This window comes from Micromonospora coerulea (assembly GCF_016598485.1).
Taxonomy (GTDB): domain Bacteria; phylum Actinomycetota; class Actinomycetes; order Mycobacteriales; family Micromonosporaceae; genus Micromonospora; species Micromonospora coerulea.
The window spans coordinates 122,856-137,391 of record NZ_JAEMUW010000014.1 but is presented as its reverse complement, the minus strand read 5'-3'; the positions used below and the strand labels follow the sequence as shown (position 1 = coordinate 137,391).

Here is a 14,536-nt window from a genome sequence, read left to right as displayed (position 1 = left end):
GACCGTCGAACCGGGGGCGACGTCCGTCCTGCCTGTCGGCTGGTGAAGTGCCGCTCAAAAGGGTAGCGGGCGATCCGCCTCGTCCCCAGCGAAGGTGCCGATCTCACGCAGCGCGTGCATCTTGTCCCGGCCGCGCTCTATCGAGGCCAGCGCCCGGGTGAGGAACTGCTCGAAGTTGGCCAGGGCGGTGTCGACGTAGTCGTCGACCTCGTCGCGAAGGCGCTGGGCCTCGGCGCGGGCCTCGGCGATGATCCGGGCGCCCTCGTGCTCGGCGGAGACCGTGATCTCGTTCACCGAGACCAGGCGGGCGTGTTCCGCCTCACCCTCGCTGATGATCCGGTCGGCCTCCCGCTTACCGGCCTCCATGATCTTGTCCCGCTCCTCGAGCAACGCGGCGGCCCGGCGCAGGTCGGCGGGGAGCTCGACGCGCAGCTCGTCGAGGGCGGCGATCATCTCACCCCGGTCGACCATGCAGTTGTTCCGCGACATCGGGACGGAGCGGGCCTGCTCCACCATGGCGATCAGTTCGTCGATGCGATCGAGCGGGTCCACCGGTACCTCACTCCTGTCGTTCTTCGGCCGACCTACATGATGCGGGCTACGGCCGGGTTCCCGCTCCACCAATCATGTCCTGCGCGGGCGACAGGTGGCCCATCCGCCCCGGCCCGGCGCGTCGCGATTCCGGGCAGGCGGGGCGGTCAGTCGGGCTGCCGCGGCGTCAGCCGGGCGCGCAACTGCTCGCCGACCACGTCCGGCACGTGTGACGAGATGTCCCCGCCCCACTTCGCCACGTCCTTGACCAGGCTGGAGGAGAGGAACGAGTAGAGCGGGTTGGTCGGCATGAAGAGCGTCTCCACCCCGGCCAGGCCGATGTTCATCTGGGCCATCTGCAGCTCGTAGTCGAAGTCGCTGACCGCCCGCAGGCCCTTGATCAGCACGCTTGCCCGCTGGGCGCGGCAGAAGTCCACCAGCAGCCCGCGGAACGACTCGACTCGCACGTTGTCGTACGAGGCCGTCACCTCGCGGAGCATGTCGATCCGCTCCTCGACGGTGAACAGACCACTCTTCGCCTGGTTCACCAGCACGCCGACGATCACCTCGTCGAACAGCCGACTGGCCCGGCCGATGATGTCGAGGTGTCCGTTGGTGACCGGATCGAACGAGCCGGGACAGACCGCACGTCTCATGATCGGCGACCGTACCAAAGGGTGGTCTCGCCGTAACGGCGACTGCGGTCGGCCGTGACGCCCTCCACCCAGGTGACCGGTCCGGTGCGGCTGGACCGCTCCACCACCACCATGGCGTCCGGGGCGAGCCAGCCGCCGTCGACCAGCGCGGCCAGCATCGCGGTGATCTCCTCGTCCGGTACGGCGTAGGGCGGGTCGGCGAAGACCACGTCGTACGGGTCACCGTCGGGGCCGGCCGCGAGCACGGTGGCCACCTTGCCGGTGACCAGCCGGGCGGCCGGGGCGGCGCGCAGGGCGGCCAGGTTCTCCCGGATCACCCGGGCGGCCCGCGCGTCGGACTCGACCAGCAGCACGTGCTCGGCGCCCCGGGACAGCGCCTCCAGCCCGACCGCGCCGGAGCCGGCGTAGAGGTCGGCGAACCGGGACCCGACCAGGTCCACCTCGGCCTGCACCGCGCTGAACAAGGCCTCCCGGACCCGGTCGGAGGTGGGCCGGGTGCCGGCGCCGGGCGGCGCGGCGATGCGTCGGCCGCCGAGCGCCCCGGCCACGATCCGGGTCACCGTCTGCTCCTGCACATGGTGCTGACGCTACGCGACGGTCGATCGGGGCGAACCACCGAACGATGACCGGCGGCGACGGGCGGTTGTCGTGACCCGTCCGACACAGAGAGTCCATCAACGATCTCAAATGGACAACATGATTGTTAATTGGCCCCAGGACCGTTCCGGGTTCACGACTCATCGATAAAGTCGCCCGGCGTGCCGCGCTCCGCAACCGGCACGCAGCGCCGGGAGGGCGCCGGAACAGGTCTCGCCGGACGGCAGGTGGTGATCGTTCCGCCTCCCGGGGCCACCCCCGACATCCCTCGTCAGGAGAAGGCGTGAACCGTCTCAAATCCCCGTACCGCCATGTCATGGCGGTGACCGCAAGCGCCCTGATCGGCATCGCCGGCGCCCTGACCCTGGCCAGCCCGGCCAGCGCGCACCACAGCGTGGTCAAGGTCACCGCAGAGTGCGACACCGCCGCCGGCGAGTGGGTCACGACCTGGACCGTCAACAGCTACGCCCCCGAAGGCGTGCACAACTACCGGTTCGCCAAGGTCGAGGCCATCAGCGTGGTGAACGGGACCGCCACCCCGTTCACCGTCGACGGCATCGCGGTGAGCGAGCCCGGTATCTACCCGCACCCGGTGTCGACTCCCGTGGTCCGCAAGGCCCGCCTCTCGGGCGACGCCACCGAGGCCTCGCTGACCGTGAAGGCGCAGTGGGACAACGAGTGGAACGAGAAGGACGACAGCAGCGCGTCCATCAAGTTCAGCGAGAGCTGCGACAAGGTGGTGACCCCGCCGCCGGCTGCCGCCAACCCGAAGGCCACGGTGACCGCGGACTGCGACGGCGACGTCGCGGTGAAGCTGGAGAACGGCGCCGAGGCCACCAGGGACGCCGCGTTCACCGTCACCGGCACCGACGGCTTCACGAAGACCGCGACCGTCGCGGCCGGCAAGGACACCACGATCAGCGTGCCGGCCCGCAACGCCGCCAAGATCACGGTAACCGAGGCCGGGCAGAAGGCGCCCGTCTTCGACGCCAAGCCCGCTGCGGCCAAGGACTGCGTCGCGCCGGGTGAGCCGACCGGCAGCATCAAGATGACCTGCGATGCGCTGATCTTCCAGGTCGAGAACCCGAAGGACGGCAAGACCGTCACGGTAACGCTCGCCCCGAACAAGGGCGACGCGCAGACGCTGGTCGTGAAGCCGGGCGAGACCAGGACCGCGACGTTCAAGGCCGTCGAGGGTCTGACCGTCACTCCCAGGGCCGACGGCCTGGACGACACCTCGCCGATCGCCTGGGAGAAGCCGGCGAAGTGCACCAGTCCCAGCCCGAGCGCGCCGCCCGCGGGCGGCGGCGCCGGTGGGCCGGCCCTGCCGAAGACCGGTGCGCCGGCCGGCCTGATCGCCGGTGGCGCGGCCGCGCTGCTGGCGGCTGGCGCGGTGCTCTTCGTAGTGGCACGACGTCGTCGGGTCCGCTTCACCGCCTGATCCACCGCAACTGACGGGGGCGCGTCGACCAGCCGGTCGGCGCGCCCTCGCGCTGTCCCCGTCCATGCGGCCGCCCGCCGCATTCGACCTGGCCACCGCACTCGCCGAGCCGGCGCTCAGCTCGTCGACCACGGCGGCGGTTCCCGGCACCCAGGTACGGTCCGCGTCCGCTACGAGGCTGATGTCGGCAACGAGCCGGGTGGACGGTGCGCCCTGAATCGTTGACGTCATCAGCTCCACAGGGAGCGCACCGCCCACATCGGCCGCAACGCACGCTGCGCGGCCCGCCGCCCGCTCGCGGGGCGGTCAGCCCTTCTCCAGGTACTCCGCGCGTTCCTCGTCGACCAGGGCGGCGACCGACGCGGCCAGCGCGGGATGGCGGTCCAGCTCCGGATCCTCCTCGACCAGGGCGATCGCCTCGGCCCGGGCGTCCCGGATCAGGTCGGCGTCCCGCAGCAGCGACAGCAGTCGCAGGTGGGAACGGCGACCGGACTGGGTGGCCCCCAGCACGTCGCCCTCCCGGCGCTGCTCCAGATCCAGCTCGGCCAGCTTGAAGCCGTCGGTGGTGGAAGCGACCGCGTCCAGCCGTTCCCGGGCCGGCGAGCCCTCCATCGCCTCGGTGACCAGCAGGCAGAGCCCGGCCGCGGACCCCCGGCCCACCCGGCCCCGCAGCTGGTGGAGCTGGGAGACACCGAACCGGTCCGCGTCCAGCACGATCATCACGGTGGCGTTGGGCACGTCGACGCCGACCTCGACCACGGTGGTGGCGACCAGCACGTCCAGGTCGCCGGCGGCGAAGGACCGCATCACCGCGTCCTTCTCGTCGGCGGGGAGCTTGCCGTGCAGCACCCCGATCCGCAGCCCGTGCAGCGGCCCCTCGGCCAGCAGCGGGGCGACCTCGGTGACCGCGAGCGGCGGCCGCCGCCCGTTGTCGTCCTCCCGCGGCGGCTCCTCCTCGCTCGCCGGCCCCTCGCCGATCCGCGGGCAGACCACGTACGCCTGGTGGCCGGCGGCGACCTCCTCGCGCACCCGGCGCCAGGCCCGGTCGAGGAAGGCCGGCTTCTCGGCGGCCGGCACCACGTGCGAGGCGATCGGCGACCGGCCCTGCGGAAGCTGGGAGAGGGTGGAGATCTCCAGGTCGCCGTAGACGGTCATGGCGACCGTGCGCGGGATCGGCGTGGCCGTCATCACCAGCACGTGCGGCGGCTGATCGGCCTTCGCGCGCAGCGCGTCCCGCTGCTCCACGCCGAAGCGGTGCTGCTCGTCGACGACCACCAGGCCGAGGTCGGCGAAGTCGACCCCCTCGTAGAGCAGCGCGTGGGTGCCGAGCACGATGCCGGCCCGGCCCTCGGCGACCTCGGCCAGCGCGCGCCGCCGGGCCGCCGCGCCGAGCGAGCCGGTGACCAGCTCCACCCGGGTCGCCCCATCGGCGGCCCCCAGCTCGCCGGCTTGGGCGAGCGGGCCGAGCAGGTCCAGCATGCCCCGGTGGTGCTGCGCGGCCAGCACCTCGGTCGGCGCGAGCAGCGCCGCCTGGCCACCGGCGTCGACCACCTGGAGCATGGCCCGCAGCGCCACCACCGTCTTGCCCGAGCCGACCTCGCCCTGCAGCAGCCGGTGCATCGGGTGCGCGGTGGCCAGGTCGGCGGCGATCTCCGCGCCCACCGTCCGCTGGCCCGGCGTCAGCTCGTACGGCAGCCGGGCGTCGAACGCGTCGAGCAGCCCGCCGGCCCGCGACTGCCGGGACTTCGCCGGCCAGTCCGCCGCCCGGTGCTTGCGCTGCACCAGGGTGAGCTGCACCGCGAACGCCTCGTCCCACTTGAGCCGCCGCCGGGCCCGGTACAGCTCCTCCTTGCTGGAGGGCCGGTGGATCTCGCGTAACGCCGTGTCGATGCCGACCAGGTTGCGGGCGGCGCGGACGGTGGCCGGCAGCGGATCCTCCGGCGGGGTGAAGGTGTCCAGCACCACCCGTACGCAGCGGGCGATCACCCAGGTGGGCACCGCGGCGGCGGCCGGGTAGACCGGGATCAGCGCCCCGGCGAACTCCTCGACCTCCTCGTTCGCCGCCGCCTCGCCGTCGCCGCCCTCGCCGAGCAGGACGTACTCCGGGCCGTTGAGCTGCCGCTTGCCCCGGAACTCGGTGACCTTGCCGGCGAACAGCCCCCACCGGCCGGGGCGCAGCTCCCGCTCCCGCCAGGCCTGATTGCCGAAGAACGTGAGGGTGAGCACCCCACCGGAGCCGTCCCCGACGGTCACCTCCAGCAGGTTGCCCCGCCGCTGCCGCATCGGCCGGACCGCGGTGCGCTGGACCTGGGCCAGCACGGTCACCTGCTCGCCCACGTCCAGTGAGCGGATGTCGGTGTGCTCGCCGCGCTCGTCGTACCGGCGGGGGAAGTGGTAGATCAGGTCCCCGGCGGTGTGCAGGTCGAGGTGGCTCGCCAGGGCCTTCGCGGTCTTCTCCCCGACCAGCTTCTTCAGCGGCGTGTCCACCGTGGACGGCTCGCTCGTCATTCGACCCCCACCACCAACGGATAGTGCGGCTGCCCGCCGTCGTACGCCTGCACCTCGACGAACGGCCAGGCCCGCTCGACGTGCGCGCGCACCAGGTCGGCCAGCCCGACCGGGGCGTCCGCCCCACAGAGCAGGGTCACCATCTCGCCGCCGCCGCCGAGCATCCGGTCCACCACCGCGGTGCAGGTGTCGACCAGGTCCGACCCGATCAGGTGCACCTCCCCCTCCACCAGCGCCAGCACGTCGCCCGGCCGGCACGGCCCGGCCACGGTCAGCGCCTCCCTGCTGGCGTGGCAGACCTCGGCGTACCGGCAGGCGCCGGCCGCCTCGGCCATCGCGATCACGTCGTCCTCGAACCGACGGCCCGGGTCGCGGACGGCGAGGGCGGCGAGCGCCTGCACCGGGGAGCGGGTGGGCACCACGCTGACCTTGACGCCGAGTCGGTGGGCCTCCTTGGCGGCGGCGCTCGCCACCGACTGGGTGTTGGGGTCGTTGGGCAGCACCACCACCCGGGCGGCGCCGGTGGCCCGGATCGCGTCGAGCAGCTCGCCGGTCGACGGGTTGCCCGGCACCACGGTGGCGCCCTCGGCGCCGAACAGCTCGGCGATGCCGGCGCCGGCCGCCACCACCACGGCCGCCCGGCCGTCCGGCCGCAGCATCAGCGGGGGCGGGGCCGGCGCCACCTGGTCGGCGAAGCGGGTCACCGAGATCCGGTGCGGCCGGCCCGCCACCACGCCCGCCTCGATCGCCGCACCCACGTCGTTGACGTGCACGTGCACGTTCCAGGTGGCACCGCCGTCGCCGACGACCACCAGCGAGTCGCCCAGCGCGTCCAGCTCGGCGCGCAACCGCGCCACCGCCTCCGCCGGGGCGTCCAGCAGGAACTGCACCTCGTACGCGTACGCCGGGGAGCCGGTCTCCCGGACGGCCGTGGCGGGCGGACGGACCGCCGCCGGTGCGGGCGCCGGCTGCTGCGGGCTCTCCCCGGTGATCACCTCGACCAGCGCGTCCAGCAGCACGCAGAGCCCCCGCCCACCGGCGTCCACCACGCCGGCCCGGGCCAGCTCCGGCAGCTGCTCGGGAGTCCGCGCCAGCGCCCGCGCCGCCCCGCCGGCCGCGGCCCGGGCCACCGCCCGCAGGTCGTCGCTGTCCGCCTGCTCGGCGGCGCGCGCGGCGGCGGCGACCACGCTGAGCAGGGTGCCCTCCACCGGGCGGGCCACCGCGCCGTACGCGGCGGTGGCGGCGTCGGCCAGCCCGGCGGCGAGCTGGCGGCCCCGGACCGCCGGCGCGGCGGCCAGCGCGTCGGCGAAGCCGCGCAGGATCTGCGACAGGATCACCCCCGAGTTGCCCCGGGCCCCGAGCAACGCGCCCCGGGCCATCAGCCGAAGCGCGTGCCCGTGCGCGGTGTGGCCGTCGTCGGGCAGGGTGCCGAGGTCCATCGCGAGGGCCTGCTGCGCGGAGGTGAGGGTGAGCACCAGGTTGGTGCCGGTGTCGCCGTCCGGGACCGGGTAGACGTTCAGCTCGTCGATCTCGCCCTGGTGCCGGCGCAGGGCGGCCAGCCCGCTCGCGCACCAGCGGCGTACCGCGGCGGCGTCGAGGGTGTCCAGCACGGCGAGAAGCCTACTGGCGCGCACCGACACGCGCCGGTGTCGGCCGGCGTGTCCCCCGCCCGGCCGTCGCTCGTCCACCCCGCCCGACCCGAGTACGCTGGTCGGGCCCGAGTCGCCGCCGACCGGGCCGGTTGGGCGTACCGGCGGAGCATCGGGTAACCTGGCCAGGTTGCCCGGGCAGCGCCTGGCGGCGACCTCATGAACGTTTCAATCCCAGGAGTATCCCGTGGCTAGCGTGTGCGACGTCTGTGGCAAGGGACCGGGCTTCGGCCACAACGTGTCCCACTCGCACCGGCGGACCAACCGCCGCTGGAACCCGAACATCCAGTCGGTGCGGACCCCGGCCGGTGGCGGCACCACCAAGAAGTTGCAGGTCTGCACCTCGTGCATCAAGGCCGGCAAGGTCACCCGCGCCTGACGCGGTAACGACCCACCCAGATCTCGCCGACACCGGCGGACCCGAGCGGTCCGCCGGTGTCGTCGTGTCCGGAACCTCCCCTGCCACGCCGGATCGGCGACGCTGCGGCTGTCGCGCGGCTTCCCGGAGCAGCTCCGCCGACCTCGCGGCGGGCCCCAGGGCCGCGGTGCGCGTGCGCTCCGGTCAGAGGGTGCGGCCGTAGGAAAGACAGCCGGCGGCGTCCTGGTAGAAGCCGAAGTTCGGGATCCGCTCGTAACCGGCCGAGACGTACATGGCGATCGCCTCGGGCTGCTTGTCGCCGCACTCCAGGATGATCCGCTTACGGCCCTGCTCCCGGGCCGACCGCTCGACCGCGGCCAGCACCGCGCGGGCCACCCCCCGGCCCCGGGCCACCGGCGCGGTGTACATCCGCTTCAGCTCCGCGGTCTTCCCGTCGTCGCCGTGGCTGCGCCAGCCCCCGCAGCCCACCGGCTCGCCGCCGAGGTAGGCCACCAGGAAGGCGCCGGCCGGCGGCGCGAACTCCGCCGCGTCCACCGGGGTCTCGTCGCCACTGCCGCCGTACCGCTGGCCGAGGTCGGCCAGCGCCGCCCGGATCAACGCCTGCGAGTCGGGCGCATCGAAGCGCTGCGCGCGGATCTCGATCTCACTCACGCCTGAAGGGTACGACCGCCGCCGGCCCCGCTCCGGGCCCGCCGGCCCGGTTCGGTCGCAGATCACTCCGCCCGGCGGAAGTGGTCCCAGCCGGCCGGCCCGACGTGGGCCGCGCCGTCCACGGTCACCCCCGCGCCCTCGGTCACCCGCCCGACCGGCCGCCACCGCTCCGGCAGCGCCACCCCGGGCGGGAAGGTCGCCGCCAGGGCGTGGTCGTCGCCACCGGCGAGGATCCAGGAGTACGGGTCGACGCCGAGCGCCTGCGCCGCGTCCCGCATCTGCCGGGGCACCTCGAAGGCCTCCCGGCGCAGGTCCACGGCGACCCCGCTGGCCTTCGCCACGTGCCCCAGGTCGGCCAGCAGCCCGTCCGACACGTCGATCATGGCGGTGGCGCCGAGTTCGGCGGCCTCCGGGCCGGCCGGGTAGGGCACCTCGGGCCGGCGGAACGCCTCCACCGGCAGCCGGGGCGTCCGGAAGCCGCGGGACAGCACGGTGTACCCGGCCGCCGCCCAGCCCGTCCGCCCGGCCAGGGCCACCACGTCGCCGGGCCGCGCCCCGGAGCGGACCACCGGTGGCCGCCCGGCCAGGTCGCCGAGCGCGGTGACCGCGATGGTCAGCGTCGGGCTGGCGGACATGTCGCCGCCCACCACGCTGGCGCCGACCAGGGCCGCCTCCGCGCCGAGCCCGTCGGTCAGCTCCTCCGCCCAGCCGGGGTCGAGCTCCGCCGGCATGCAGAGGGCGACCAGCAGGGCGGTCGGGGTGGCACCCATCGCCGCGATGTCCGCCAGGTTGGCCGCCGCCGCCCGGTGCCCCACGTCCCGGGCGGTGGACCAGTCGCGGCGGAAGTGCCGCCCCTCCACCAGCACGTCCGTCGAGGCCACCACCCGCCGGTCCGGCGCCGCCACCACCGCCGCATCGTCACCCGGGCCGAGCAGGCAGCTCTCCCCGTACGTCAACCGGGCGGTGACCCGATCGATCAGCCCGAACTCCCCGACACCCGCGACCGTCATCTTGTCCCCTCGCCGCGCTCATTCATGCTCGTCACCCCGCCACGGCACGCCCCGCCCGGCAGCCGCGTGTGCTCGCTCACCGCGTCCAACCAACGACCGATAGGGATCAGGCCTGCTCCGTAGGGTAGTTTCACCCTTCGGGCCGCCCCAGGGCGGCGACGGACGGAGGTCGAGTCGTGGTACAGGCGTACATCCTCATCCAGACCGAGGTCGGTCGGGCGCGTGACGTGGCCGGTCTGATCGCGGACCTTGCCGGCGTGGTGCGCGTCGACGCCGTCACCGGGCCGTACGACGTGGTCGTCCTCACCGAGGCGAACACCGTCGACGAGCTCGGCAAACTCATCGTCAGCAAGGTGCAGCTGGTGCCGGGGATCACCCGCACCCTCACGTGTTCGGTGGTGCGGCTGTAAGTGGACGAGATCACCGTCTCCCCCGCTCCCGGGGAGTCCCGCCCGGCGGACGAGTCGCCGCGCCCGGACCGGGGCACCCGACGTGCCGCGCTGGTCGCCACGCTGATCGCGCTGCCGGTGACCCTGGCGGTGGCCGGCTTCACCTTCGCGAAGCTCGCCCCGGACGAGCCGGCCGCCGCGCCGCGCCCGTCCGCGACCGCCGCGCGGGCGCAGTCCACCGCACCGGTCGAGCTGCCCGCCCCGACCCTCGCTGAGCGGCCCGCGACGGTCTGCCGGGCGCTGGTGTCGCAACTGCCCGACCGGGTGCGCGACCTGGCCCAGCGGCCGGTGACCGCCGGTCCCGAGCAGAACGCCGCGTACGGCGACCCGGCGCTGACTGTCGCCTGCGGCGGCACGCCGCCGATCGTCGCCCCCACGGACGAGGTGTGGTCGGTCAACAAGGTCTGCTGGCACGCCGTCCAGGAGGCCGACTCGACCGTGCTGACCACCGTCGACCGGGAGACCCCGGTCCGGGTGCGGGTGCCCCGGCAGTACGAGCAGCCCCTGCAGTGGGTCAGCCCGATCTCCGACACCATCGTCTCCGCCGTCCCGTCGGCAACGTCCGCCCCCGCCGGCTGCACCGCCTGACCCGCGCGCCCCTGGCTCCCCGCGGCATCCGCCCAGCTTTTCCGACGGCGCCGCCTCCCCGGCTCGGGGAGGCGGCGCCGTCGCCGATCTGGCGAGCCCTCGACCGCGCCGGTCAGCGGCCGGCGTTGCGGTGCAGGGCGGTACGGATCAGGCGGTTGACCAGCTTCGGGTACTCCAGGCCGCTGGCCGCCCACATCCGCGGGAACATCGACGTCGGGGTGAAGCCGGGCATCGTGTTGATCTCGTTGAGGTAGACGTCCAGCTCCGGGGTGACGAAGAAGTCGACCCGGGCCAGGCCGGAGCAGTCCAGCGCGGTGAAGGCGCGGGTGGCGTACTCCTGAACCTGCCGGGTGACCCGCTCGGGCAGGTTGGCCGGGACGTCGTACTCGCAGACCTCGTCGGCGTAGATGTACTTCGCCTCGAAGTCGTACCAGCCGTGGTCGCCCACCATCCGCACCTCGGCCAGCACGGACGCCTCGGGCGCGCCGCCGGCCTCGCCCTCCAGCACGCCGCACTCGATCTCCCGGCCGACGACGGCGGCCTCGACCAGCACCTTGGTGTCGATCTCGCGGGCCGTGGCGACCGCGGCGTCGAGCTGCGACCAGTCGTCGACCTTCGTGATGCCGAAGGACGAGCCGGCCCGGGAGGGCTTGACGAAGACCGGCAGCCCCAGCCGCTCCTTGTCCGCCTCGCTCAGGGTCATCCCGTTGCGCAGGACCACGTACGGGCCGACCGGGATGCCCTCGGCGGCGCAGAGCTTCTTGGTGAACTCCTTGTCCATGGCGGCGGCGGAGGCGAAGACGTTCGCGCCGACGTACGGGATGTCGGCCATCTCCAGCATTCCCTGGATGGTGCCGTCCTCGCCGTACGCCCCGTGCAGCACCGGGAAGACCACGTCCACGTCGGCGAGCGCCCGCGGGCCCTCGGTCGGGTCGAGCACCATCAGGCCGCCGGAGGTCGGCTCGGCACGGAGCACCACCTCGGCGCCGGAACCCGCGGTGATCTCCGGTAGCTTGCGCGCCTGGATCGACAGCTGGCCCGGGTCGCCGCTGGTCAGCACCCACTGGCCCTGCCGGGTGATGCCGACCGGCACCACCTCGAACTCGTCGGGGTCGAGGGCGCCCAGCACGCTGCCGGCGCTGACGCAGGAGATGCCGTGCTCGGGGCTGCGGCCGCCGAAGACGATCGCCACACGGGTCTTGCCTGGGGTGGTCACTCGGGTCACCTCTTCGCTCGCGACTGCGGCTGGCCGTGCTCGCCGGTGGCGCTCACCCGGTTGACCTTACTGTGCGTGGCGAGAACCCGAAGCCGATACCCATCAACGTCGGCCCGCACCGCGCAAGCGGTCAGCGAGCCCTATACGGGGAGTAATTTCGCTCCAGGGGTGAGCGGGGCCGGCCCCTCCCTCACTACGCTGCTCGTCCTATGAGCGCCGATCCCCTCATCGACAGCCTCCTGGCCGCCCTCGACACCCGCCCGGAGGACCTGCACCTGCGCCTGCACCTGGCCGGGCTGCTGCTGGATTCCGGCCGGGGCGCGGAGGCGATCGCGCAGATCGGGCAGGCGCTGGCCCGGGACCCGGGCAACGAACAGGCCCAGGCCCTGATGCAGCGGGCGCTGGGCGGGACCGCGCCGGCGGCGCCTGCCGGGCCGCCGGCGCCGCCCGCGGCCCCCGCCGGGCCGCCAAGGCCGGGAGACGACCCGTTGGCCGCGTACGAGCAGGAGCTGGCCGACATCGTGCCGCCGCGCTTCGCCCGGGCCGGCGACGAGCCGGAGCCGGTCGCCGGCGAGGCCGACCGGGTGTACGACGTGGAGACCTCCACGGTCCGGCTCGCCGACGTGGGTGGCATGACGGCCGTGAAGGAACGGTTGGAGCTGGCCTTCCTCGGCCCGCTGCGCAACCCTGAGCTGCGCCGGATGTACGGCAAGAGCCTGCGCGGCGGGCTGATGCTCTACGGCCCGCCCGGCTGCGGCAAGACCTTCCTGGCCCGCGCGGTGGCCGGCGAGATGGGCGCGAAGTTCCTCTCGCTGTCCATCGTCGACGTGCTCGACATGTGGATGGGCAACTCGGAGCGCAACCTGCACGAACTGTTCGAGGCGGCCCGGCGCAACGCCCCCTGCGTGCTCTTCCTCGACGAGGTCGACGCCCTGGGCCACAAGCGCTCGCAGGTCTCGTCGAGCTCGATGCGGACGCTGGGCAACCAGCTGCTGGCCGAGCTGGACGGCATGGAGGGCAGCAACGAGGGGGTCTTCGTGCTGGCCGCGACGAACACCCCGTGGGACGTGGACCCGGCGCTGCGCCGGCCGGGGCGACTGGACCGGGTGGTGCTGGTGCTGCCACCGGACGCCGAGGCCCGCGCCGCGATCCTGGAGTACCACCTGCGGCAGCGGCCGATCGCCAACATCGACCTGCGCAAGGTGGTCGCCGGGACCGAGGACTTCTCCGGCGCCGACCTGGCCCACCTCTGCGAGACGGCCGCCGAGTTCGCGATGGCCGACTCGGTCCGCACCGGGGAGGTCCGCATGATCGAGCAGCGGGACGTGGAGCGGGCGCTGAAGGAGGTCCGGCCGTCGACCCGGCCCTGGCTGTCCACCGCCCGCAACGTCGCGATGTTCGCCAACGAGGGTGGCGTCTACGACGACCTGGTGGCGTACCTGAAGCGCCGCAAGCTGCTCTGACGGCTCGGCCTGTCCCGACGGCTCAGCCGACGCTCTCCGGGACGGGCGGACGGCGGCCCACCGCGATCACCTTCACCCGCTGCCGGCCGGCGCGCACCATGCCCAGGGCCATGAAGGCGCCGGCGATCCGGTCGGCGGCCTCCCGGCTGTTCGCCCCGACCACCTGCCGGCGTCGTTCGGGGCTGGTCCGCTCGTTGCGGCCCAGCCCCTCAAGGGGCCGGACGTCGGTGAGCACCACGAGGAACCGGGTCACCGCGAACCACCCCGCGCCGGCCGGACAGGTCCGGGCACCCGAGGGCGGCGTCCGGTCAGCGTCATGCGTGTCCCTCCCGGTCAGTCATCGATGAGGGGGCACGCGGCGATCGGGCCGTGGGGGAGTGAAGACCCAACCGCCGCGCGCCCCTTCCCCTCCGGTCGCTCACCACCACCGTCGCCACGACAACCGGCGGTGAGGACGCCGTCACAGATTGACAGGTGGACACCCGTGAATGCAACTCTCATCGGCGTTCTCTCACGCGCAACCTCCCGTTGATGTGCGACCATCGATGCATGGCCCCGAAGACCGCCCGCGCCCGACGGCTCGGCATCGCCCTGCGTACCCACCGGGAGGCCGCCGGCCTGACCCTCGAGGCCGCGGCCGACGAGATCAACAGCACCCGGAGCACCCTGTCCCGCTACGAGAACGCGCAGACGCTGGTCAGCCCGGCCACCGTCCGCGCCCTGCTCACCCTCTACGGCGTCGGCGCCGACGAGGTGGCCGCGGCGGTGCAGCTCGCCAAGGACGCCCGGAAGCCCGGCTGGTGGGTCTCCTACTCGTACTTGCTGGACCGCCGGACCATCGACTTCATCGCGCTGGAGGCGGAGGCGACGGGGATCGCCAACTTCGAGCCCTCGGTGGTCCCCGGCCTGCTGCAGACCGCCGACTACATCCGCGGGGTGATGCGCGGCGGCCCGCACACCCTCAGCGACGAGCAGGTGGAGCAGCGGGTCCACCTGCGGCTCGACCGGCAGCAGCGGCTCACCGCCGACGCCCCGCCGATCCTCGACGCGATCATCGACGAGGGCGCGCTGCTGCGCCCGGTGGGCGACCGGGAGGTCATGGCGGGCCAGCTACGGCACCTGCTGAAGATGGCCGAGCTGCCGAACATCACCGTGCAGGTGATCCCGCTGTCGGCCGGCTACCACCGGGGCACCCGGGGATCGCTGCACATCCTGGAGTTCGCCGACCCCGAGGACCCGATCATCGCCTCGGTGGAGACGGTCGCCGGGCAGATGGTCCTCGACCGGCCGGGCGACCTGCGTACCTGCACCAAGATCATGGAACACCTCCGGACCGTGGCGCTGAGCCCGGCGGACAGCCGGGACCAGCTGGTCCAACTCCTGAAGGAAAGGTAGAGC

The 14,536-nt window shown here is 73.6% G+C and carries 15 protein-coding genes; 6 read left to right on the top strand and 9 right to left on the bottom strand.

Annotated elements, in window-relative coordinates; all coding sequences use genetic code 11:
- Window positions 1-54: 54 nt before the first annotated feature.
- The 3 genes from I8N68_RS19270 to rsmD all read right to left on the bottom strand — a co-directional run bounded on the left by I8N68_RS19270 (window position 55) and on the right by rsmD (window position 1,747).
- Complete coding sequence (locus I8N68_RS19270; protein ID WP_091269033.1) at window positions 55-552, bottom strand: SPFH domain-containing protein; 498 nt, start codon at window positions 550-552, stop codon at window positions 55-57.
- A 146-nt stretch (window positions 553-698) separates the two neighbouring features.
- Complete coding sequence (coaD, locus tag I8N68_RS19265) at window positions 699-1,187, bottom strand: pantetheine-phosphate adenylyltransferase (RefSeq protein WP_200211863.1); 489 nt, start codon at window positions 1,185-1,187, stop codon at window positions 699-701.
- Window positions 1,184-1,747 (bottom strand): 16S rRNA (guanine(966)-N(2))-methyltransferase RsmD, encoded by a 564-nt coding sequence (gene rsmD / locus I8N68_RS19260; protein WP_200211997.1) that lies wholly within the window; start codon window positions 1,745-1,747, stop codon window positions 1,184-1,186. Before rsmD ends, coaD begins: the two co-directional genes overlap by 4 nt.
- A 353-nt stretch (window positions 1,748-2,100) precedes the next feature.
- Between rsmD and I8N68_RS19255 the strand changes: the two genes are divergently transcribed.
- Entirely contained in the window at window positions 2,101-3,225 is a 1,125-nt protein-coding gene (locus I8N68_RS19255; RefSeq protein WP_234040111.1) for an LPXTG cell wall anchor domain-containing protein, read from the top strand.
- Window positions 3,226-3,531: 306 nt separating this feature from the next.
- On the opposite strand, the gene recG is transcribed toward I8N68_RS19255, so the two are convergent.
- Window positions 3,532-5,733: an ATP-dependent DNA helicase RecG gene (recG, locus tag I8N68_RS19250; RefSeq protein WP_200211847.1), complete on the bottom strand. Its 2,202-nt coding sequence runs from the start codon at window positions 5,731-5,733 to the stop codon at window positions 3,532-3,534.
- On the bottom strand, window positions 5,730-7,343 hold the full coding sequence (locus I8N68_RS19245; RefSeq protein ID WP_200211844.1) for a DAK2 domain-containing protein: 1,614 nt from the start codon (window positions 7,341-7,343) through the stop codon (window positions 5,730-5,732). Before I8N68_RS19245 ends, recG begins: the two co-directional genes overlap by 4 nt.
- 226 nt (window positions 7,344-7,569) lie before the next feature.
- Here I8N68_RS19245 and rpmB point away from each other — a divergent pair, with 226 nt between their 5' ends.
- The gene (gene rpmB, locus I8N68_RS19240; protein WP_013284551.1) at window positions 7,570-7,761 is read left to right on the top strand and encodes a 50S ribosomal protein L28; all 192 of its coding nucleotides are present in this window, start codon (window positions 7,570-7,572) and stop codon (window positions 7,759-7,761) included.
- Between the two features lie 183 nt (window positions 7,762-7,944).
- Here rpmB and I8N68_RS19235 read toward each other — a convergent pair whose 3' ends face one another.
- Together I8N68_RS19235 and I8N68_RS19230 are read right to left on the bottom strand one after the other, a co-directional pair.
- Window positions 7,945-8,412, bottom strand: a complete 468-nt coding sequence (locus I8N68_RS19235; RefSeq protein WP_200211842.1) for a GNAT family N-acetyltransferase — start codon at window positions 8,410-8,412, stop codon at window positions 7,945-7,947.
- A gap of 62 nt (window positions 8,413-8,474) precedes the next feature.
- Window positions 8,475-9,422 carry a thiamine-phosphate kinase gene (locus tag I8N68_RS19230; protein WP_200211840.1) on the bottom strand — a complete coding sequence of 316 codons (948 nt, stop codon included), beginning with the start codon at window positions 9,420-9,422 and terminating at the stop codon, window positions 8,475-8,477.
- 176 nt (window positions 9,423-9,598) lie between these two features.
- Here I8N68_RS19230 and I8N68_RS19225 point away from each other — a divergent pair, with 176 nt between their 5' ends.
- Together I8N68_RS19225 and I8N68_RS19220 are read left to right on the top strand one after the other, a co-directional pair.
- Window positions 9,599-9,832, top strand: a complete 234-nt coding sequence (locus tag I8N68_RS19225; protein ID WP_132184827.1) for an Lrp/AsnC ligand binding domain-containing protein — start codon at window positions 9,599-9,601, stop codon at window positions 9,830-9,832.
- Window positions 9,833-9,841: 9 nt separating this feature from the next.
- On the top strand, window positions 9,842-10,459 hold the full coding sequence (locus tag I8N68_RS19220) for a DUF3515 family protein (RefSeq protein WP_307812885.1): 618 nt from the start codon (window positions 9,842-9,844) through the stop codon (window positions 10,457-10,459).
- Window positions 10,460-10,571: 112 nt separating this feature from the next.
- Here the strand turns inward: I8N68_RS19220 and I8N68_RS19215 are convergent, their stop codons facing one another.
- Window positions 10,572-11,675, bottom strand: a complete 1,104-nt coding sequence (locus I8N68_RS19215; protein WP_200211836.1) for a D-alanine--D-alanine ligase family protein — start codon at window positions 11,673-11,675, stop codon at window positions 10,572-10,574.
- 209 nt (window positions 11,676-11,884) lie between these two features.
- Between I8N68_RS19215 and I8N68_RS19210 the strand changes: the two genes are divergently transcribed.
- Window positions 11,885-13,138, top strand: a complete 1,254-nt coding sequence (locus I8N68_RS19210) for an ATP-binding protein (protein WP_200211834.1) — start codon at window positions 11,885-11,887, stop codon at window positions 13,136-13,138.
- A gap of 22 nt (window positions 13,139-13,160) precedes the next feature.
- On the opposite strand, the gene I8N68_RS19205 is transcribed toward I8N68_RS19210, so the two are convergent.
- Window positions 13,161-13,391 (bottom strand): hypothetical protein, encoded by a 231-nt coding sequence (locus tag I8N68_RS19205; protein ID WP_200211832.1) that lies wholly within the window; start codon window positions 13,389-13,391, stop codon window positions 13,161-13,163.
- Window positions 13,392-13,687: 296 nt separating this feature from the next.
- On the opposite strand from I8N68_RS19205, the gene I8N68_RS19200 reads away from it, so the two are divergent.
- Window positions 13,688-14,533, top strand: coding sequence for a helix-turn-helix domain-containing protein (locus tag I8N68_RS19200; protein WP_200211830.1), 846 nt, complete (start codon window positions 13,688-13,690; stop codon window positions 14,531-14,533).
- Window positions 14,534-14,536: the final 3 nt, after the last annotated feature.